Annotated in this window: 20 protein-coding genes; 4 read left to right on the top strand and 16 right to left on the bottom strand. The window is 71.9% G+C overall.

Going from position 1 to position 19,819, the window contains the following annotated elements; translation table 11 throughout:
• Window positions 1-6 precede the first annotated feature (6 nt).
• Window positions 7-951 (bottom strand): SDR family NAD(P)-dependent oxidoreductase, encoded by a 945-nt coding sequence (locus Pka01_RS17655; RefSeq protein ID WP_203883870.1) that lies wholly within the window; start codon window positions 949-951, stop codon window positions 7-9.
• Window positions 952-1,127: 176 nt separating this feature from the next.
• Between Pka01_RS17655 and Pka01_RS17650 the strand changes: the two genes are divergently transcribed.
• Entirely contained in the window at window positions 1,128-1,706 is a 579-nt protein-coding gene (locus Pka01_RS17650; protein WP_203883869.1) for a TetR/AcrR family transcriptional regulator, read from the top strand.
• 23 nt (window positions 1,707-1,729) lie between these two features.
• Here the strand turns inward: Pka01_RS17650 and Pka01_RS17645 are convergent, their stop codons facing one another.
• Both Pka01_RS17645 and murQ read right to left on the bottom strand, forming a co-directional pair.
• Window positions 1,730-2,794: a serine hydrolase domain-containing protein gene (locus tag Pka01_RS17645; RefSeq protein ID WP_203883868.1), complete on the bottom strand. Its 1,065-nt coding sequence runs from the start codon at window positions 2,792-2,794 to the stop codon at window positions 1,730-1,732.
• Between the two features lie 6 nt (window positions 2,795-2,800).
• On the bottom strand, window positions 2,801-3,748 hold the full coding sequence (gene murQ, locus Pka01_RS17640) for an N-acetylmuramic acid 6-phosphate etherase (protein ID WP_203883867.1): 948 nt from the start codon (window positions 3,746-3,748) through the stop codon (window positions 2,801-2,803).
• A 32-nt stretch (window positions 3,749-3,780) separates the two neighbouring features.
• On the opposite strand from murQ, the gene Pka01_RS17635 reads away from it, so the two are divergent.
• Complete coding sequence (locus tag Pka01_RS17635) at window positions 3,781-4,893, top strand: exo-beta-N-acetylmuramidase NamZ family protein (RefSeq protein ID WP_203883866.1); 1,113 nt, start codon at window positions 3,781-3,783, stop codon at window positions 4,891-4,893.
• A 2-nt stretch (window positions 4,894-4,895) separates the two neighbouring features.
• On the opposite strand, the gene Pka01_RS17630 is transcribed toward Pka01_RS17635, so the two are convergent.
• From Pka01_RS17630 to Pka01_RS17570, 13 genes are all read right to left on the bottom strand, one after another.
• Entirely contained in the window at window positions 4,896-5,762 is an 867-nt protein-coding gene (locus Pka01_RS17630; protein ID WP_203883865.1) for a GNAT family N-acetyltransferase, read from the bottom strand.
• The gene (locus Pka01_RS17625) at window positions 5,759-6,781 is read right to left on the bottom strand and encodes an ABC transporter ATP-binding protein (protein WP_203883864.1); all 1,023 of its coding nucleotides are present in this window, start codon (window positions 6,779-6,781) and stop codon (window positions 5,759-5,761) included. The genes Pka01_RS17630 and Pka01_RS17625 overlap by 4 nt, the downstream gene beginning before the upstream one ends.
• Window positions 6,778-7,788 (bottom strand): ABC transporter ATP-binding protein, encoded by a 1,011-nt coding sequence (locus tag Pka01_RS17620; RefSeq protein ID WP_203883863.1) that lies wholly within the window; start codon window positions 7,786-7,788, stop codon window positions 6,778-6,780. Before Pka01_RS17620 ends, Pka01_RS17625 begins: the two co-directional genes overlap by 4 nt.
• A 5-nt stretch (window positions 7,789-7,793) precedes the next feature.
• Window positions 7,794-8,705: an ABC transporter permease gene (locus tag Pka01_RS17615; RefSeq protein ID WP_203883862.1), complete on the bottom strand. Its 912-nt coding sequence runs from the start codon at window positions 8,703-8,705 to the stop codon at window positions 7,794-7,796.
• Window positions 8,702-9,736 carry an ABC transporter permease gene (locus Pka01_RS17610; RefSeq protein ID WP_203883861.1) on the bottom strand — a complete coding sequence of 345 codons (1,035 nt, stop codon included), beginning with the start codon at window positions 9,734-9,736 and terminating at the stop codon, window positions 8,702-8,704. The genes Pka01_RS17615 and Pka01_RS17610 overlap by 4 nt, the downstream gene beginning before the upstream one ends.
• Window positions 9,733-11,535 (bottom strand): ABC transporter substrate-binding protein, encoded by a 1,803-nt coding sequence (locus tag Pka01_RS17605; protein ID WP_203883860.1) that lies wholly within the window; start codon window positions 11,533-11,535, stop codon window positions 9,733-9,735. The genes Pka01_RS17610 and Pka01_RS17605 overlap by 4 nt, the downstream gene beginning before the upstream one ends.
• 87 nt (window positions 11,536-11,622) lie before the next feature.
• Complete coding sequence (locus Pka01_RS17600; protein WP_203883859.1) at window positions 11,623-12,558, bottom strand: MurR/RpiR family transcriptional regulator; 936 nt, start codon at window positions 12,556-12,558, stop codon at window positions 11,623-11,625.
• Between the two features lie 69 nt (window positions 12,559-12,627).
• A complete protein-coding gene (locus tag Pka01_RS17595) occupies window positions 12,628-14,118 on the bottom strand; it encodes a glycoside hydrolase family 3 protein (RefSeq protein ID WP_203883858.1) in 1,491 nt (496 codons plus the stop codon).
• The gene (locus Pka01_RS17590) at window positions 14,115-15,149 is read right to left on the bottom strand and encodes an N-acetylglucosamine kinase (RefSeq protein ID WP_239115076.1); all 1,035 of its coding nucleotides are present in this window, start codon (window positions 15,147-15,149) and stop codon (window positions 14,115-14,117) included. Before Pka01_RS17590 ends, Pka01_RS17595 begins: the two co-directional genes overlap by 4 nt.
• A 123-nt stretch (window positions 15,150-15,272) precedes the next feature.
• The gene (locus Pka01_RS17585; RefSeq protein WP_203883857.1) at window positions 15,273-15,497 is read right to left on the bottom strand and encodes a hypothetical protein; all 225 of its coding nucleotides are present in this window, start codon (window positions 15,495-15,497) and stop codon (window positions 15,273-15,275) included.
• Between the two features lie 77 nt (window positions 15,498-15,574).
• Complete coding sequence (locus Pka01_RS17580; protein WP_203883856.1) at window positions 15,575-17,674, bottom strand: xanthine dehydrogenase family protein molybdopterin-binding subunit; 2,100 nt, start codon at window positions 17,672-17,674, stop codon at window positions 15,575-15,577.
• Window positions 17,671-18,669: an FAD binding domain-containing protein gene (locus tag Pka01_RS17575; RefSeq protein WP_203883855.1), complete on the bottom strand. Its 999-nt coding sequence runs from the start codon at window positions 18,667-18,669 to the stop codon at window positions 17,671-17,673. Before Pka01_RS17575 ends, Pka01_RS17580 begins: the two co-directional genes overlap by 4 nt.
• Complete coding sequence (locus Pka01_RS17570; RefSeq protein ID WP_239115088.1) at window positions 18,666-19,169, bottom strand: 2Fe-2S iron-sulfur cluster-binding protein; 504 nt, start codon at window positions 19,167-19,169, stop codon at window positions 18,666-18,668. Before Pka01_RS17570 ends, Pka01_RS17575 begins: the two co-directional genes overlap by 4 nt.
• A 183-nt stretch (window positions 19,170-19,352) precedes the next feature.
• On the opposite strand from Pka01_RS17570, the gene Pka01_RS17565 reads away from it, so the two are divergent.
• Both Pka01_RS17565 and Pka01_RS17560 read left to right on the top strand, forming a co-directional pair.
• Window positions 19,353-19,601 carry a DUF6400 family protein gene (locus Pka01_RS17565; RefSeq protein ID WP_203883854.1) on the top strand — a complete coding sequence of 83 codons (249 nt, stop codon included), beginning with the start codon at window positions 19,353-19,355 and terminating at the stop codon, window positions 19,599-19,601.
• Window positions 19,588-19,815 carry a hypothetical protein gene (locus Pka01_RS17560; RefSeq protein ID WP_203883853.1) on the top strand — a complete coding sequence of 76 codons (228 nt, stop codon included), beginning with the start codon at window positions 19,588-19,590 and terminating at the stop codon, window positions 19,813-19,815. The genes Pka01_RS17565 and Pka01_RS17560 overlap by 14 nt, the downstream gene beginning before the upstream one ends.
• Window positions 19,816-19,819 lie beyond the last annotated feature (4 nt).

Genomic DNA, 19,819 nt, shown 5'->3' with positions numbered 1-19,819 from the left:
GGCGTCCTAGGAGGCCAGCGCCTCGGTGGACACCTGCCAGAGCAGCGTCGCCGCCTCCGGGTCGAGCGCCCAGGGTGCGACGCCCCGCCGGGTGCCCGGCTGGTTCGGCTCCGCCTCGTTGCAGTCCTCGAAGTAGCGGCCGCCGACGCCTTCGAGTAGAGGCGACGCCGCGAGAAGCACGGACGTGGCGGCTCCCTGCTCGGGCGTCTTCCATGACACTCCCGCCGCGCCGCTCTGGGCCCTCAGGCGCTCGAGATCCTCAGCGGTGACATACCGCTGGAGGTTGGTCCGGATTCCGCCCGGCATCAACGCGTTGGCGGTGATGCCGTCGTCCGCCCACAGCCGGGTCGCCTCGACAGCCATCAGCACGTTGGCGGTCTTGGACTGCCCGTAGGCCGACCACGGCTCGTACTCCCGCTCCCGGAAGTGGATGTCCTCGAAGACGACCGGCGAGCGCAGGTGCGCGCTGGAGCTGACCGCCACGACACGAGCGCCACCGGCCGCCGCGAGCGCCCGGTGCAGCCCGGTGGTGAGCGCGAAGTGGCCGAGATGGTTGGTGGCGAACTGCATTTCCCAGCCCTCCGGTGTGCGCATCTCGGGCGACGCCATAATTCCGGCGTTGTTCACGAGGATGTGCAGCGGGCCGTCCCACGCGGCGGTGAACTCCGCGACGGAGGCCCGGTCGGCGAGGTCCAGCCGCGCCACGCGGATCTGCTTGTTTCCGGTGGTCGCGACGATGTCGCCGACTGTGCGCTCCCCCGCCGCGAGGTCGCGGACCGCCAGGGTCACGTCCGCGCCCGCACCGGCGAGCGTCCGCGCGGTCTCGATGCCGATGCCGGAGGCCGCGCCGGTGACGATGGCGCGGCGACCGGTGAGGTCGACGCCGGCGACGACCTCGGCCGCGGTCGACTCGGCGGTGAACGGCGTGGTGATGCGTGTTGTCGCGGTCATGCTTTTTCCTGTCTCGCCAGGTCCTGTCAGGACATGCGGACCGGGGGCCCTGCCGGTACGCTGAAAACGGAGGAACCTCCGCTAAGCACCGACTTTAATCGGAGGAACCTCCGTTTAGCAAGTTGTGCCTTCGACCGGGACAATGAGCTGCGAACACGCCGACGAGGAGGACAGCCGTGCCACCCGCCCGACCGCTACGCGCCGACGCACGGCGCAACCGCGACCGGCTGCTGGAGGTCGCCGTGCGCGCGTTCTCCCAGAACGGCCCGGACGTCACGCTCGAGGCGATCGCGAAGGAGGCGGGCGTGGGCATCGGCACGCTCTACCGCCACTTCCCCACCCGGGAGGCGCTCGTCGACGCGGCCTACCGCAACGAGCTCGCGAGACTGTGCGACGCGGCCTCGGAACTCCTCGATGCCAAGGCGCCCGATCAGGCCTTGCGCGCTTGGATGGACCGCTTCGTCGACTACGGGGCGGCCAAGCGCGGCATGGCCGACGCGCTGCGGGCGGTCGTGGCGTCGGGCGGGAATCCGTACGCGCACAGCCGGGACAAACTGATCGGCACAATCGGCACGCTGCTCGAGGCGGGCGGCGCCGCCGGAAGCCTGCGGACCGATGCCCGGCCGGACGACGTGCTCGCGAGCCTCAGCGGCATCGGTCTCATCACCGGTGACCCCGGACGGCGTGAGCAGGCCGGCCGCCTGCTCGACCTGCTGATGGACGGCCTGCGCTACCGGCCCGCGAACGAGGCCTGACCCCGGAGGCGGCAGCGAAGCGGTCAGGCCAGCCGCAGGGCCTCGGCGGCGACGGCGTGGCGCAGTTCCCGGATGCCCGGCCGTCCCCGCAGCGGATGGACGTTGTTGGTGAGCAGGACGGCGGTCAGCCCGCGGCCGGGGTCCACGGCGACCGAAGTGCCGGTGAAGCCGGAGTGCCCCCACGCGTCCACGAGCGGGCCGACGACGGCCGGATCGCCGATCCGCACGCCGAGCCCCTGGCGGAAGGCACACCCGGCGACCTTATGATCGCGCGTCATCTCGGCGGCCGCCTCGTGGGAGAGGATCCCGTCTCCGCCGCCGCGCAGCGCCTCGCTGAAGCGGGCCACGTCAGAGGCCGTGGAGAACAGCCCCGCGTGCCCCGCGACGCCGCCGAGCGCGTGGGCGGTCTCGTCGTGTACTTCTCCTCTGACGCAGGCCGCCGCGGGCTCTCCCGGACGTTCCCGCGCCGCGCGCTCGGGTTTGTGCTCGGTCGCCACGATCCTCGGCAGCAGCGCCGGGTCGGGCCGGTACCCGGTGTCGGAGAGACCGAGCGGCGCCGTGATCCGTTCCCGCACGAGCACGTCGAGGGGAGCGCCTCCCGCGATCTCGGCGATCCGCCCCGCGGTGATCATGCCGACGTCGGAGTAGACGTGCGCGCCGGAGGGCCCGGAGGCCGGCGTGGACAGGATCAGGTCCCAGCGGCTCTCTGGCGGCTCCTTCTCCACTCGCCGCCCGGACGGCAGGCCCGACGTGTGGGTGAGCAGATGTCTCAGGGTGATCTCCGGCCGGTCGCCGTAGTGGCCGGGCAACCAGGCCGCCACCGGTTCGTCGAGGGACAGCCGGCCCTCATCGGCGAGCGACAGCAGCACGACGGTGGTGAACAGCTTGGTGATGGAGGCGAGGTCGAAGATCGAGTCGAGCGCGACCGGCGGACGCTCCCGAGCCGGTGACTCCGCGGCGTCCGTGTAGCGCACGGCTTCGCCCACGGCCGCCTCGGCGACCGTCCGTCCGTCGACGGCGATCATCGCGACGGCACCGGACGCGACCTCCGGCACCGCCGCCCGGAGAATGTCTCCGAGCTCGGGCATGGGCGTTCAGCCGGCCTTGCCACGGCGCGCCTGCCCGGAAGCGGCGTGCGGCGCGGAATCAGCGTGCGGCGCGGTTTCGAGTCTGCCGCCGTGGTCGGCGAGGAACTCCCGGGCCCGGGCGGCGTCGAAGCCGTGCTGGATCATCACGACGGCGGTCTTCACGTCGTGGCCCGCCGCTTCGAGTGCCTCGCGGGCGACCGCGGTCTCGGCTCCCGTGACCTCGGCGACGATCCGCACGGCTCGGTCGACGAGCTTCGAGTTGCTCGCCGACACCTCGATCATGCGGTTGCCGTACGTGCGGCCGCACCTGATCATCGTGATCGTCGAGATCATGTTGAGTACCAGCTTCTGGGCCGTTCCCGCCTTGAGCCGGGTCGACCCGGTCACGATCTCCGGTCCGACGATCACCTCGACGGCGTGGTCCGCCTCCGCGGCGAGCGGCGTGCCCGTGTTGCAGGCCAGCGCCACCGTCAGGGCGCCGCGCCCGCGCGCCTCCGCGACGGCCGCCACCACGTACGGCGCGCGCCCGCTGGCGGAGATCCCCACGACCGAGTCCTGCGGGCCGACCCCCTTCGCCCTGATGGCCTCCGCGCCCGCCTCGGCGTCGTCCTCGGCGCCCTCGACGGACCGGGTCAGCGCGGGCTCGCCTCCCGCGATGATGCCCTGGACCAGGTCGGGATCGGTCCCGAAGGTCGGCGGGCACTCCGAGGCGTCGAGCACAGCGAGCCGCCCCGACGTGCCTGCGCCCACGTAGAGCAGGCGGCCGCCCGCGGCGATCCGCGCGGCGATGCCGTCGACGGCGGCGGAGATCACCGGGACCGCCGTGGCCACGGCCGCGGGGACGGCGGTGTCGGCCTCGTTCATCAGCCGGGCGATCTCCTCCGTCGGAAGCGTGTCGATCCGGCTGTAGCGGGGATCGCTCTGTTCGGTGGCGAGAGCCGCAAGTGATTTCATCTTAAATATCCTATTTGGAGCGTTTTGTCCTGATGGTTCGAGTCCGTACGGGGCTGGAAGAGCTGGCCGCGGCGCCGCGACCGGCGAGTCACGGCCGTGCCGGCCTCATCACCAACCCCACCGGAGTCCTGCCCGATCTGACCCCCTCGGCAACGGCCCTGCTGTCGGCCGGAGTCCGCCTGACCACGCTCTTCAGCCCCGAACACGGTCTTCGGGGCACGGCGCAGGCGGGTGCGGGCGAGAGCGACACGACCGATCCGGTGACCGGCCTGCCGGTCGTCGACACCTACAGAAGATCGCCCGACGAACTCGCCGAGCTCGTCGTGTCCGCGGGCGTCGACGTGCTCGTGTTCGACGTGAGCGACATCGGCACGCGCTTCTACACCTACATCTGGACGATGTACGACCTCATGGCGGCCGCCGCCCGGCTGGGCCTGCGGTTCGTCGTGCTCGACCGGCCCAACCCGATCGGCGGCGTCGCGGCCGAGGGCCCGCTGCTCGACCCGGCCGCCGCGAGTTTCCTCGGCCGCGCCCCCATCCCCGTACGGCACGGCCTGACCCCCGGGGAGCTGGCCCTGTTCGTCAACCGGACGATCGACGCGGACCTGCACGTCATCCCGCTCAGCGGCTGGCGGCGGGAGTGGCACTTCGACGAGACGGGCCTGCCCTGGGTGATGCCGTCGGCCAACATGCCCACCCTGGACACCGCACTCGTCTACCCGGGGACGGGCCTGTTCGAGGGCACGAACGTCTCCGAGGGCCGCGGCACCACCCGGCCGTTCGAGCTGGTCGGCGCGCCGTACGTGGACGGGCGCCTCGCCGCCGCGCTCAACGATCTCGGCCTTGCCGGCGTGCGCTTCCGCGACACGTGGTTCACTCCGACCTTCGGCAAGCACGCGGGCCTGCAGGTGCGCGGCGTACAGGCTCACGTCGGCGACCGGCTCGCGTTCCGGCCGGTCCTCGCCGGGGTGTCGATGCTCCACTGCCTGCGCGCGCTGTATCCGGGCGACTTCGCCTGCGATCCGTTCCTCGACCTGCTGTGGGGCTCGGACTCGCTGCGCCTGCGGCTCGACGCGGGCGACGACCCGCGCGGCCTCTGCGCGCCGGTCTCCTGGTTCGACCAGGTGGAACTTCTGTACGGCTGACATCAGCCCAGTGCTCGGCGGTAGAGCCAGAAGACCCGCTCGACCCGCGCGCCGAACGCCAGCGAGTAGAACCGGACGGGGCCGACCCAGCCGATCTGGACCTGGCGCAGGCCCGCCGCTCTCTGCTCGGCGAGGCACCGCCGCGCGAGGACCCGGCCGACCCCGAGCCCCCGGGCCTCCTCGGCCGTACCCATGGGGCCGAACCACAGCGGGCGGGAGCCCCACGCGGCGAACCCGAGGATCTCCCCGTCACGCGACGCGTAGTGGCAGCCGGTCGCCTGCTCGGCCTCCCAGGCCCACGCGTCGTTCCAATGGGCTCTGGCGAACGCGGCCACGGCCGCGCGCTCCCCCGGAGCCGCGGCGTGGACGGTCACCCCGGCCGAGGCCAGACGCGCGGACGCCACGTCGTCCTCGTCGAGCAGGGACCCCATGGCGGCGACGTCGGCCGTCATGTTCCAGGCGACCCGGTACCGGTCGTACCCGAGGCTTTCCGCCAGGCACGCCGCCGGGGTGTAGCGCACGTCGATGCCCGGCCAGGCGTAGCACGGCGGGTTCCCGGCGAACCTGGCCTCGGCGGCGCCTTGGGAGCGCAGCCACTCCTGCGCCGCCTCGGCGAGGGCGCGCCCGATCCCCCGGCCCCGGGCCGCGGGATCGACGGCGATCAGGTCGAGGTGGCCCATGCCGCTCTCCGACATGGACGCGAACACCACGCCGTCAAGGTCGGGGGTGGCCAGTGCCGTCCACCGCCGTCCCTCGGGCGGCGTGGCCAGCCGCTTCACCAGCGCGGGCGCCTCGGCGTCGGCCCACAGGGCGTGTGCCGCCAGGTCCTCGACGCGGGCGTCCGGCGTCACCGGCACAATTCCGCTCATACGTGCACCCCCTGCGGGATCACGCTCCTGCGCCGGGGGTGGAAGCAGGCGTGCAGTTGTTCGGTGTCCTCGCCGCTCTCGCCGCCGTCGTGGCCGAGCACCGGCCGCTCGGTCTCGCACCGGGCCGTGCTGAAGGGACATCGGCGGGTGAACAGGCAGCCCCCGTCCGCCTGCGCCTCGTCGAGCGCCTCGGTCGGCACGACCTGCTCGGCGCCCGGCCGTTCCAGGCCGTGCAGCACCGGGATCGCCGACAACAGCGACTGCGTGTACGGATGGACCGGGTCCGCGATGATCGTCTCGGTCAGTCCCCGTTCGACGACCTGCCCGCGGTAGATCACGTAGAGCTCGCCCTCGTCCCCGATGTACCGGGCCGTGGCGATGTCGTGCGTGATGAACAGGACGCTCACGCCGAGGCGTTCGCGCAGGTCGCGCAGGAGGCTGAGGATGCCGAGCCGCAGCGACACGTCGATCATCGAGACGGCCTCGTCGGCGACGAGCACGTCGGGGTCCATGGTGAGCGCCCGCGCGATGACCACGCGCTGGCGCATCCCGCCGGACAGCTGGTGCGGGTAGCGCGGCAGCACGTATCCGGGGTCGATCCCCACCAGGGCGAGCAGTTCCTCGGCGCGCGCGTCGACCCACGACCGGGGACGGCCCGTCTGCCGGGCCCGCAGCCGCAGCGGCGCCTCCAGGGTCTGGTGGATCGTGCGGGTGGGGTTGAGCGCCGAGTACGGATCCTGGTGGATGAGCTGGATCCGGCGGAAATACGGCTGGCGGTGGCGGTGGGACAGGCCCGACATCGCGACCCCGTCGATGACGATCTCGCCCGAGTCGTAGGTCTCCAGTCCCGCGATGATCCTGCCGAGCGTGGTCTTGCCGCAGCCGGACTCCCCGATGAAGGAGACCGCCCCGCCCTTCTCGATGGCGAAGTCGACCCCGCGCAGCGCCGGGACCTCCCGCTTGCCGAGGACGTTGCCCCGCTGCTTGAACGTCTTGGTGATCGCAGTGCCCGTGATCACGCGTATTCCCTCCGCTTGACCGGCGCCGGCCGTCCGGCGGCGTGGCAGGCGACCGACCTGCCGTCGTAGGTCGCCGTCGCGGGCTCGACCGTCTCGCAGATCTCCATGCGCTTCTCACAGCGCTCCCGGAACACGCACCCGGCGGCTGGGAGCGTGCCGAGCGTGGGAGGCCTGCCGGGCAGCGCCCTGGCCAGTGAGATGTCCCCGGAGAGGCGCGGGATGGCCCGGATCAGGCCCTGGGTGTAGGGATGCCGGGGCGTGCCGAGCACCTCGGCGATCGGTCCGTGCTCGACCACGCGCCCGCCGTACATCACGGCGAGGTCGTCGGCCACCTCGGCGACCGCTCCGACGTCGTGGGTGATCACGAGGGTGGTGAGCGCCCGCTCCTCGTGGACCTCTCTGATGATCCGCAGGATCGTCGACTGGGTGATCATGTCGAGCGCCGTGGTCGGCTCATCGAGCACGACCACCTGGGCGTTCAGCACGAGCGCGAGCATGATCCCGACGCGCTGGCGCATCCCGCCGGACAGCTCGTGCTGGTGGGAGTCGAGCACGCGGGCTCCGTCGAGGCCCATCCGGCCCAGGAGCGCCTTCGCGTCGGCCACGAGCGCGCGCAGGTCCTCGACGTCGTGCGAGCGGCCGAGGTCGAGCAGCTGCTTCCCGATGGTCTTCAGCGGGTTCAGGGAGTTCTGCGCCGCCTGGAAGACGTAGCCGACCTTGCGGCCGCGGGTGCGGCGCAGGTCCTCGCCGTCGAGGCGCAGGACGTCTCCGAGGCCGTCGATCTCGACGCTGCCCGCGGCGATCCTGCCGGGCGGCTGCACGGCGTTCAGCAGGGACAGCGCCAGGGTCGACTTGCCGGAGCCCGACTCCCCGACGACGCCCGTGATCGTGCCCGGGGTGAGCGTGAGGCTCACGCGGGACACCGCCGGCAGCTCGCCCGCCGGCGTCTTGTAGACCACGGTGAGGTCGCGGATGCGTACCTCGGGCGCGGCGGAATCTCTGGACAACCGGGTCACTCCTCACGCAGGCGGGGATTGAAGATCTCGTCCATGGCGTCGACGATCAGCACGATGCCCAGCGTGAGCAGCAGGATCGCGAGCAGCGGCGCCAGCAGGTACGGCAGCGCCGAGGGGGTCGTGAGCGCCCCGCCGCTGAAGACGGCGAGGTTCAGCATCACGCCCCAGTTGTTGGCGTCGAAGGGCAGGACGCCGAGGAAGAACAGGCCCACCTGGGCGTAGACCGCGCCGGTCACCGCGATGAGCATGTTCATCGCGATGTAGGGCGCCATGCTGGGCAGCAGTTCGCGCCCGATGATGTGCCTGGTCGGCAGGCCGAGCCCGCGCGCCGCCTCGATGAAGCCGCGTTCCCGCAGCGACAGCGTCTGGGACCGTACGGCACGGGCCACGCCGCCCCATCCGAGCAACCCGAGGACCAGGCCCATCTCGAGTGGGCTGGTGAACTTCCACACGGTCGACAGGACGAGCAGCAGGGGCAGACCGGGGATGGCGAGGTTCAGGTCGGTCAGCCGCATGAGCGCGCTGTCCCAACCGCCCCGCCTGAACCCGGCGAACAGGCCGATGAGCGTGCCGAGCGCGACGGTGATGAGCGCCGTCGCCAGGCCGGTGAGCAGGACGTACCGCGCGCCGGTGACGACGAGCGCGAGGACGTCCGTGCCCTCGAAGTCGGTGCCGAACGGGTGCTGGAGACTCGGCGACGCGTAGAGCGCGTTGTCGTCCCGTGGCAGGTTGGCGGGGTAGACGAGCGGCCCGATCACGCCCATGACGGCGAAGCCGAGCACGATGATCACGCCGGCCATCCGGCTCGGCTTGCGGCACAGCACCCGCCACACGCCGCGCCAGAAGTTGCGCCGAAGCGTCGCCCGGCTGGTGCCCGTCGCCATGTCGGGCATGACGGTTACGGTCATGATGCCTCCCCGCTCCTGACCCGCGGGTCGATCGCCGTGTAGAGCAGGTCGGCGACGATGTTGGCCACGACGATGCCGATCGTGATCACCAGGAACGTTCCGCCCATCAGCGCGTAGTCACGGGTGCTGATGCTGTTGACGAGCAGCAGCCCGAGCCCGGGATAGTTGAAGATCTCCTCGATGAAGATCGATCCGCCGAACAACATGCCGATCGACAGGGCGAGGATCGTGAACAGCGGCAGGATCGCGTTGCGCGCCAGGTAGCGGAACACGATGCCGCGCTTCAGGCCGCGCAGCTCGGCCGCCAGGATGAAGTCGTCGCCGAGCACGGCGACCACGTTCGACTTCATCGCGAGGATCCAGCCCCCGTAGCTGGCCAGCGTGTACGTCACGACGGGCAGCACGGCGTGATGGATCAGCGAGCCGATGTACCCGGCGTTGAACCCGGGCACGAACGCGACGTCGACGGGACCGCCCGCGGGCAGGATCGGCCACAGGGTCGTGAAGATCGCCACCAGCAGGAGCCCGATGACGTACACCGGGACGCCGTGGAGCAGCGAGCCGGACAGCGCGAGCAGGTCGCCGAGCTTGCCCGAGCGCTTGATCGCCGCGTAGACGCCCATGGTCACGCCGAGCAGGAAGCTCAGCAACGTGCCCGCGAGGACGGGCACCACGGTCCATTGGGCGGCCGAGCCGATCAAGCTGGTCACCGAGACTCCGGGCGTGCTCAGCGAGCGCCCCAGGTCGAAGTGGAGCAGGGATCCCATGTACCCGACGTACTGGTCCCACAGGCTGCCCGTCGGCAGGAAGCCGTACAGCACGGCCGTCGCACGTTCCGCCTGGTCAGGGGACATGCCCTTCTGCAACAGGCTCTCGTACATGCCCTGGACGGGGTCGCCGGGGATCTCCCTGATGATGAAGAAGCTGATCGTCGCGACGACCCAGATCATGACCAGGCCGCGTCCGACGTGTCCCGCCACCCTGCGGGCCACGGCGGCCCCGCGGGGACGTTCCCGCACCGATTTCGTCATGCCTGCCTCTTCTTGATCATGCCGAGCTGCATCCACACGCCCGACGACAGGCGCAGCGCCTCGTTGTCGTCCGGGGGGAAGCCCGTGTAACGGGATGTGTTCACGAACTGGGTGTTGACGTAGTCCCACAGTTGGATCACCGGGAGCTGCTCGTTGGACACCTTCGCCAGCGTCCCGACGATCTGCTTCTGCTCGGCGGGCGGGGCGAAGTTGAGCCTGCTGGTCAGCGCTCCGGGGTCGACCTTCGTGCCGGAGACGGTGACGGTCTCCGGGCCGCCCATCCAGTTGCCCTCGGTGCCCGGCGCGACGTGCTCGAGCCTGCCGCCGAACATCTGCCAGCCGTTGGCCTGGCCGTACAGTCGCTGGAAGATGTTGTACGGCGAGGGCCCGAGGCCCATCAGCCAGAAACCAACATCATACTTCCCCGCCGCGAGCTCACTGAGATAGAGGGTGTAGTCGGCGGCGGTGACGACCGTCGCGTCGATCCCGTGGTCGTTGAGCTGACTGGTGATCGACTTGGCGGCGGAGATCCAGTCGGAGAACGACGCGGGCACGTGGATCTCGACCTTCCACGGCCTGCCGTCGGGCAGCGCCCACGTGTTCCCCCGTTTGGTCATGCCGGCGGCCTTGAGCTCGGCCGCGGCCTTGGCCGGGTCGAGGCGGTAGGGGTCGAGGCCCTCGAACTGCGACCCCAGCCAGACCTTGGCCGCCTCGGCGTGGATGCCCGAGGTGGTGAGGGACGGGGTCCCGCCCTCGGGCGAGGCGATCTTCGTCACCTGGGCCCGGTCGATCAGGTACGCCAGCGCCCGGCGCACGTGCACGTTGTCGTACGGCTTTCGCGCCTGGTTGAACGCCAGCGACGTGGACACGGGCGAGAAGCCCTTGATGACCTTGTTGCCCCTGACCGAGCGGATGCGGTCGAGCACGGCCGACGGCACCGAGGTGAAGGGCGCGTTGTCCAGCTTCCCGGCGATCAGGTAGTTCCAGATCTGCTGGTTGCCCGAGTAGTTGAGCAGCTCGACCTTGTCGGGGCCGATCAGTTTGTTGTCGTAGAAGTAGGGGTTGCGCCTGAGCAGCGCCGCGCCGGGGTTGACCCGCTCGAGCACGAACGGTCCCGCGGACACGTCGTGGCTCGGCGCGAAGGCGATGACCTTGTCGGCCAGACCGGTGACCTCGGTCTTCGCCCGCTCGGCCGGCGCGCCCTTCCCGTCCTGGGCGACCTTGAGCGTGTGCCAGAAGTCGCGGGGCAGCAGCGACCCGTAGACGTGGGCGGGCACCACGACGGTCGACAGCAGGTTGCTGAGGAAGGTGTTGCTCTTGTTGGCGCCCTGGGTGATCCGGATCGTCGTCGGGTCCACCACCTGGATGGTCGCCGCGGCGCCCGCCGCCTTGGGGTCGAGCGCGTAGGCCGTGCCGCCCTGGGTGTAGGCCAGGCCGATCGAGACCCGGACGTCCTCGCTGGTCACCGGCTTGCCGTCCGACCAGCGCGCGTTCGGCTGCAGGTGGATCACGGCCTCCGACTGGTCGGGAGTGATCGTCCAGCTGCGCGCGATCGCCGGATAGAACTGGTTCGGGTCGATCGGGTCGTTCTTCGGCCAGGCGAGCGCCATCCCGTTGTAACCGTCGAATACGGAGCCCACAGGGTTGAAGGGGTTGATCGGCGCGCTCGCGTTGATCTGCTTGCTGCCGTCGATCGTGGTGTAGATCCCCCCCTGCCCCGCATTCTCCTGGCCGGTACTTCCACACGCGGTGGCTGTGACGATCGACGCCAGAGCCGCGATCGCCGCGAGTCGCTTCATGGGCTGCTCCTGGTTCCCGGTTGCCTGGACAATACGGGCGCCTGGCGGCAGCGTCAATTTTTTCCGTCTATGGACTCACTCGTGAAGTTAATTTTTACCCAGGCCGTCCACCTGCGAAGACATCTGACGATTGCGGTGACGGGTGTCCTCGAGGAACCGATCCAGCGCCCCCTTCGTGGCTTTCAGCGCGCCTTCTGAGGCCTCGAAGGTCCGCTGCGCGACGCCGACGAACACACAGTCGACGATGAGCAGTTGGCTGATGCGGCTGGCGAGCGCACCCGGCCGGAACTCCGTTTCACGACCGGCCGACACGAGCACGTGCTCGGCCGCCTCCGCGAGCGACGACCGGGGGTTGTTGGTGATCGCGACCGTCGCCGCCCCCGCCCGCCTGGCCGTCCGCATCGGCTCCAGCACGTCGGGCGTCTCCCCGGTGCAGCTCACGCCGATCGACACGTCCGATGGCCCGGCCACGGCCGCCGCCGTGAGAGCGAGGTGGACGTCGGTGAAGGCGTGGGCGGTGACGCCGATCCGCAGGAGCTTCTGCGCCATGTCGGCGGCGACCAGGCCGGACGCTCCGACGCCGAAGATGTTCACCCGCCGGGCGGCCGCCACGGCCTTCACCACCGGACCGAGCAGTTCGGGGCTGAGCTGCGCCGCGGTGTCGGCGAGCGCGTCGGACTCCGCTCTGGTCACCTTGTCGATGACGTCGGCGAGCGGGTCGCCGGGGGCGAGGTCGCCCGGCACCAGCCGCTCCGGCCGCTCGCGCGCCGAGGCGGCCGCCAGGGCCAGGCGCAGCTGGGAGTATCCCGTGAATCCGAGGGCGCGGGCGGTCCGCACGATCGTCGCCTGGCTGGTGCCCGAGGCCTCGCTCAGCTCGGTGATCGTGCTCCTGGCGACCGTGGCCGGGTCGTCCAGGATCAGCCTGGCGATCGACCGGCCTGCCGGGGTGAGCGAGGGCAGCACCGCGCGCACGGCGGCGACGAGGTTCGCGGGCGGGGGGCCGCCGGCGGAGGGCTCCTTCATGGGGCTCCTTCTGGGGGAGGTCAGACGGGGGATTCGGGGGTGGATGAGACGGGGAGGGCGCCCGACCTCTCAAGCGGGGTCCTGCGGGCGGATGGCGGTCAGCAGGCGGGCGGCCGCGCGCGCCGACGCCGTGGAGTTGCCGTGGGTGGCGAGGTACACGGCTCCGGCGGGGGTGCCGGGCACTCCCGTCTCGACCACCACGGCGTCGGGACGCACCTCCAGCGCCCGGGCCAGCGCCCGCTGGATCCATTCGTGGCGGGTGGCGTCCCGCACGACGAGGACGACCGGCCGGCGGACGTCGGTGAGGTCGGGGAGGTCGTCGCCCTCGCCGATCTCCTCGAGGAGGGTGCCCGGCATGATCTCGGCGATCGCCGACCCGAAGGAGACCGGCGTGGCCCGTCCCACGGCCTGGCTGGGTTGCGCGGACATCTCCACGACCAGTGGGGCGACCTTCAGCACCGGACGGGAGGGGGTGCCGATCACACGCAGGGCGGCCGTCGCCGTCTTCAGGCCGACGCCCTCGTCCACGTCGCGGGCCGCCGCCGCCCTGGCCGGAGCCTGGTCCGCGTACCACCGGGCGAGCTCGAGCACCCGGCCGGCGGCCTCGGTCAGGCGGCCTTCCGGCAGACGCCCCTCCCGGACGGCGGAGACGATCGCGTCGCGGAGCGCGTAAACGCTCTCACCGCCGGGCGAGGAGACGCCGACGCAGATCGCGTCGGCACCCGCCGCCAGTGCCCGGACGGTGATCTCCTCGGCGGTGTGGAGCGCGGCGACCGCGCGCATCTCGATGGCGTCGGTGACGGCCAGGCCCGCGAACCCGAGTTCGTCCCGCAGCAGGCCGGTCAGCACGGCGCGGCTCATCGTGACGGGAGAGCGGTCGAGCGTGGGCACGAGGAGGTGACCGCACATGATCGCCCGCACCCCGGCCTTGATCGCGGCGCGGAACGGCGGCAGGTCCCGCCGTTCGAGGACCTCGCGGGACGCGCGGACCTCCGGCAGGGCCAGGTGGGAGTCGGTCACGGTGTCCCCGTGGCCGGGGAAGTGCTTCGCGCAGGCGGCCACGCCCGCACCCTGGAGCCCCTCGATCCACGCCACGGTGTGCCGCCGGACCCGCTCGGGGTCCGAGCCGAACGATCTGACGCCGATCACCGGGTTGCGGGGGTCGGCGTTCACGTCGACGACGGGCGCGTAGTCCAGGGTGATGTCCGCGGCGCCCAGCATGCGCCCGATCTGCCGGGCGACCCGCCCGGTGGCCCGGACGTCGTCGGCGACGCCCAGAGCCAGGTTGCCCGGCCAGGAGCTGCCGGTCCGGGCCTCCAGCCGGGTGATCGCGCCCCCCTCCTCGTCGACCGCGACGACCACGCCGGGGTTCTCGGCGCGCATCCCGGCCACCAGTTCGCCGGTCTGCGCGGCGTCGGCGAGGTTGCGGGTGAACAGGACGGCGCCGCCCAGGCCGTCGGCGAGGGCCCTGCGGAGCCAGTCCGGCGGGTCCGTCCCCTCGAAACCCGGCTGGAGCACCGTCATCGCCAGCCGGCAGAGCTCCCGCGACCGCGTCCTCATCGTGTCTCCGGCACCGGAACGCGGTCGATCAACCGCAGGTGCGCCTGGTGCGCCCGGTCCGCCGGCAGCGCCGCCCTGAGTGCCAGCGCCGCGGCGCCGGCTGCCCCGTCGCGTGCGGGCGTCCATGGAGCCCGCTCTCCCAGCGCGGCCCGGACCCTGCGCGCCAGCTCCGTCGGCTCGGTCAGCAGCGACCCCGCCAGCACCAGCGGGCCGCCGAAGTCGTCTCCGTCGTCTCCGTCGCCGGCGGGGTCCCGGCCGGCGACCTTCGCCGTACGGCTCAGCCGGTGCGCGGCCTCGTCGAGGATGTCCCCGGCCACCGGATCGCCCTTCCGCGCGGCGTCGTCGACCACGGGGGCCAGGGTGCCCAGCCAGGCCGCGCCCTTGGACGCCACCCGTTCGTATACGACGTCGATGAGCCGCACGGTGAGCTCCCGGGACGCTTCCGGCGAGAGCTCCGGGCCGGGCCCGTGCGCCGGGGCCCCGTGGCCGAGAACGGCCGCGGCGACGAGGTCGACCAGCAGGGTCGGCGGGGTCCTGCCGTCGAGGGCCGTGAGCGCGCGGGTGAGCGCGTTGCGCCCGATCCACACTCCGGAGCCCTCGTCGCCCAGCAGCCAGCCGAGCCCGTCGGCGCGCCGCACGACGGCGCGTCCCTTGATCCTGGCCGCCATCGCCCCGGTTCCCGCGACCAGCACGGTGCCGTCGGGCTCGGGCGTGGCGCCGCAGAAGGCGACGAGCACGTCCGGGACCACCACCGGGAGGCCGGGCAGCCCGGCGGCCCGCCACGCCTGCGCGGCCGGCGCCTCGGCCCGGGCGATGCCCGCGAGGCCGAAGACTCCGCCGGCCACCTGCGACCGGTCGAGGCCCTCCAGCGCGGCGGTCAGCGCCGCCAGCAGGCTGGCTGCCGGGTCCGGAGCGGACAGCACGTTGGCGCCGCCCGAACGTCCGCGCCCGGCGACCTCTCCGGTCTCCGCGGCGACGACGCAGCGAGTGCTCGTACCACCGCCGTCCACTCCGACGAACAGAGCCGTCACGACCGCCCCTTGCGTAGATACCTTCCGACAAGTTACAAGAGAGCGAAGATTTTCTACAACGAGTGCTGGGACGGGGAAGGCCCGACCCGCGGGCCGATGGGGCCCGCGGGCTCGGGTCCAGCGTTACCTGGAGTTGTCGGCCAGGTCCGCCAGGTCCGCCGCCATCCGGAAGAGCCGGTTGCGGCCGAGGTCGCCGATCGTCTTGATGTTGAAGGCCTGCTTGAGGAGCTCGGCGTCCTTCTCACTGACGCCGGACATCGCGTGAACCGGGGCCTTCAGCAGTTCGGACAGGCTCATGTTCTCGTAGTCCCGATCGAGCAGCTTCGCCAGATCCGCTGTCACCGTCATGGGTCCCCCCCTCGGCACGGGCCGCGGAGCCCGTACTTCGGGGGTGCCCAAACCGGTAGTTTTCTATGCGAGTTTGCTCAAACGGCCCTGCCGATCAGGCGGTCCAGTCGGATCGGCAGATCACGCACCCGCAGGCCGGTGGCGTGATGGACCGCGTTCGCGACCGCGGCGGCCGTGCCCACGATGCCGATCTCGCCGATCCCCTTCGACCCCATCGGGTTCAGGTCGGGATCCTCCTCCTCGATCCAGAACGCGTCGACGTCACGGACGTCCGCGCAGGCGGCGACGTGGTACTGGGCCAGGTCGCGATTGAGGTAGTCGCCGAACTCGACGTCCATGACGCTCTCTTCGAACAGGGCCATCGACAGGCCCATCGTCATCCCTCCGATGAACTGCGACCGCGCCGTCTTGGGGTTGATGATCCGGCCGGCCGCGAAGGCGCCGAGCAGGCGCAGCACCCGGACCTCCCCCGTGTCGACGTCCACGCCGACCTCGGCGAACTGCGCGCCGTACGCGTGCCTGGAGAACGGGCGTTGCGCCCGCAACTCCTCTGCCGTGTCCACGCTCGCCTCGAGGCCGCCCGGCGGCACGTCGCCCGCCCGGCGGTGGAGCGCGTCCGTCAGCGCCTCGCAGGCCCGCACGACGGCGGTGCCCCACGAGGCCGTCCCCGACGACCCTCCGGCGACCGAGGCCCGGGGCAGCGCGCTGTCCCCGACCTCCATGCGCACCTGGGCCGGCGGGACGCCAAGCGCGTCGGCGGCGATCTGCGTGAGCACGGTCCTGGCCCCGGTCCCGATGTCGGCGGCCGCGATCCTGACCGTGAAGCCGCCGCCGGGCTCGGCCCGGGCCGTGGCCTCGGAGGGCAGCCGGTACACCGGGTAGGTCGACGACGCGACGCCCGTGCCGATCAGCATCCGGCCTCTCCTGCGGACCCCCGGCTCGGGGTCGCGTCCCGCCCAGCCGAACCTCGCGGCGCCCTCGCGCAGGCAGGCGACGAGGTTGCGGGAGCTGAACGGCAGGCCGCGCTCGGGATCGACGGTGGGCTCGTTGCGGACGCGCAACTCGACGGGGTCGATCCCGCAGGCGACGGCCAGTTCGTCCATCGCCGACTCCAGCGCGAACATCCCCGGCGTCTCGCCGGGCGCGCGCATCCACGTGGGGACCGGCACGTCGAGCCTGACCAGGCGGTGCGAGGTCCGGCGGTGCGGCGCCGCGTACATCATTCGCGTGACGACGGTCGTCTGCTCGGCGAACTCCTTGACCGTGGCGGTCTGCTCGAACGCCTCGTGGACGATCGCGCTCAGCCTCCCGTCCTCGTCCGCGCCGAGCCGTACGCGCTGGACGGTCGGGGTCCGGTAGCCGGTCACCGCGAACATCTGCCGCCGGGTGGCGGCCAGCTTCACCGGCCGGCCCACCTGCTTGGCCGCCAGCGCCGCGAGCACCACCTGGGCGTGCGGGGCGCCCTTGGACCCGAATCCCCCGCCCACGTACGGAGACACGACCCGGACGCGTTCCTGCGGCAGGCCGAACAGCGGGGCGATCGTGGCCCGCACCGCCGAGGCGCTCTGCGTGGAGTCGTACAGCGTGAGCCCATCGGCGTCCCAGAGGGCGACGGTGGCGTGGGGCTCGATCGGGTTGTGGTGCTGCGCGGGCGTGCTGTACGTCGCGTCCACGACGACGGGCGCGTAGCCGAGGGCGGCCTCGGGATCGCCGAGCTCGCTGTCCGTGGCGTAGTCGGGGTTGACGTGGTCGGGCCGGTACATCCCCGGATGGTCGGCGCGCAGTTCGACGTCGTGCGGTTCGACCTGGTAGTCGACCCGCAGGAGCCGGGCCGCCTCGGTGGCGCTCTCGATGGTCTCCGCCACCACGACCGCCACCACCTGACCGCGGTAGGCCACCCGCGGCGACTGGAGGACGGTGAGCTCGGCGTCCTCGATCGGAGCCACCCGGGGCGCGTTCTCGTGCCAGATCGTGGCGATGATGCCGGGGAGCTGGAGCACCGAATCCGCGTCGACCGCGCGGACCTCTCCCCTGGCGATCGTGGACTGGACGACCACCGCGTAGGCGAGGTCGTCAGGGGCGTGCTCGTAGGCGTACCTCGCCCGGCCCGTCACCTTCTCCGGGCCGTCGACCCGGTCCAGGGCCGTCCCGGCGTACGGCGCGGCGACGGTGGTCATGACGCCTCCACGAGGTCGAGCAGTGTGCGGACGACCACGTTGCGGGCGAGCGGCACCTTGAAAGCGTTGTGCGGAAGAGGGGTCGCCTGGGCCAGCTCCTCGGCGGCGGCCTGGGCGAACGCCGCCTCGGTCGCGGGCGAGCCGCGCAGCGCGGACTCGGCCCGTTCCGCGCGCCAGGGGATGTGGGCGACGCCCCCGAGGGCGATCCGGCAGTCCTTGACCATGCCGTCCTCGACGTCCAGCGCCGCGGCCACAGACACGACGGCGAACGCGAACGACGCCCGGTCACGCACCTTGCGGTAGCGGGATCGGGCGGCGAAGGGCAGCGGCGGCAGCTCGACCGCGGTGATGAGGTCGCCGGGTTCGAGCACGGTGTCACGCTCAGGCGTGTCGCCGGGCAGCCGGTGGAGCCCGGGCATCGGCACCTGACGGGCGCCGCCCGGCCCCTCGATGTGGACGACCGCCCCCAGCGCGGCCAGCGGGACCGCCATGTCCGACGGATGGGTGGCGACGCACGCCTCCGACTGGCCGATGACGGCCAGGTTGCGGTGGTCGCCGTTCCTGGCCGGGCAGCCGGAGCCCGGTGCCCGCTTGTTGCACGGCTTGGTCACGTCCTGGAAATACGAACACCGGGTCCGCTGCAGGAGGTTGCCTCCGACCGTCGCCATGTTGCGGATCTGGCCGGAGGCCCCGGCCACGACCGCCTGGGTCAGCATCGGGTAGCGCCGCCGTACGAGAGGGTGGGCGGCCAGGTCACTGTTGCGCATGGCGGCGCCGATGAGCAGGCCGCCGCCGGCGGTCTCCTCGACCCCGTCGGAGGGCAGCCGGGTGACGTCGACCAGGACTCCGGGCGACACGACGCCGAGCCGCATCAGATCGACGAGGTTCGTGCCCCCGCCGAGGTAGACGGCGCCGGCCCCGTCGGCCGCCCCCGCGGCACGGGCGGCCACCGCGGACCGGGCGTCCGCGGCCCGTTCGTAGGCGAAGGGTCTCATGCGCCCACCTGCCGGATCGCCGCGACGATGTTGACATAGGCGCCGCATCTGCACAGGTTGCCGCTCATCCGCTCGCGGATCTCGTCGTCGTCGAGAGAGACGGGACCCGACACGTCCGGCGTGACCGCGCTGGGCCATCCGTCGGCCACCTCGCGCACCACCGCGACGGCCGAGCACAGCTGGCCGGGCGTGCAGTAGCCGCACTGGAAGGCGTCCCGCTCGACGAACGCCGCCTGCATCGGGTGCAGGGCGCCGTCGGCGGCCAGCCCCTCGACCGTGGTGATCTCCCGGTCGTCCACCGTCACCGTGAGGGTCAGGCAGGATTTGACCCGCCTGCCGTCGACGAGGACCGTGCAGGCGCCGCACTGGCCGTGGTCGCAGCCCTTCTTGGCTCCGATGAGATCCAGGTGTTCACGCAGGGTGTCGAGCAGCGTCTCCCTGGTGTCCACCGCGACGGAATGCTCGTCTCCGTTGACCGACAGCATGATGTCGGCAGTGATGGGGTCCGCGAAGACCGGACCGCTGTTTCCTTCGCCGTTCACGCGCGTGCCCTACCCAGTTGCCGCCGTGCGTATCGCGGCCCGGCCCTCCCTCCGCGAGTAAAATCACTCGATTCACCCCATAAGGCCATATATCGTGCATGGAGGGATAAAACTTCGACCGTGGATGGGAAAAGCGCCCCAATGCCCCAGCACGACGACGGCGTCCACGCCGTATTCGAGATCGACCTCACCCTTGAGGAGGCCCGGCGCCGCGCCGAGGTGGTCACCGCACTCGGGAGCGCCTGGAACCCGATGGAGGCCATGCGGGAGGAGGAGGCCGCCTACGACCTCCTCTACTCGGATCTCGACGCGCGGCAGCAGGAGACCTACGACATGCTCGTGGCCGCCGGCGTGCTGCCCCGGCGGGGACCTGGCCATGTTGCCGATTGACCCCCACGCCGACCTGGGCCGCCGCGCCTGGGTGCCCTGCCCCCGGTGCCGCGACGACGAGGGCTGCGCGGAGTGCGGAGCCGGCCGCAACTGCCGTGACCACTGGCGCTATCTCCTGAGCACCACGGGGACCCTCCTCCACGTCCAGTGCCCCGGCTGCGCCCACCTGTGGGATCACGAGACCCGGTTCCGGCACGGCACCCGCCGCCACTGACCCG

Origin of the sequence: Planotetraspora kaengkrachanensis (assembly GCF_016862895.1) — a bacterium.
Classification (GTDB): domain Bacteria; phylum Actinomycetota; class Actinomycetes; order Streptosporangiales; family Streptosporangiaceae; genus Planotetraspora; species Planotetraspora kaengkrachanensis.
The sequence above is the reverse complement of the archived record's forward strand: the minus strand, read 5'-3'. Positions and strand labels throughout refer to the sequence as shown.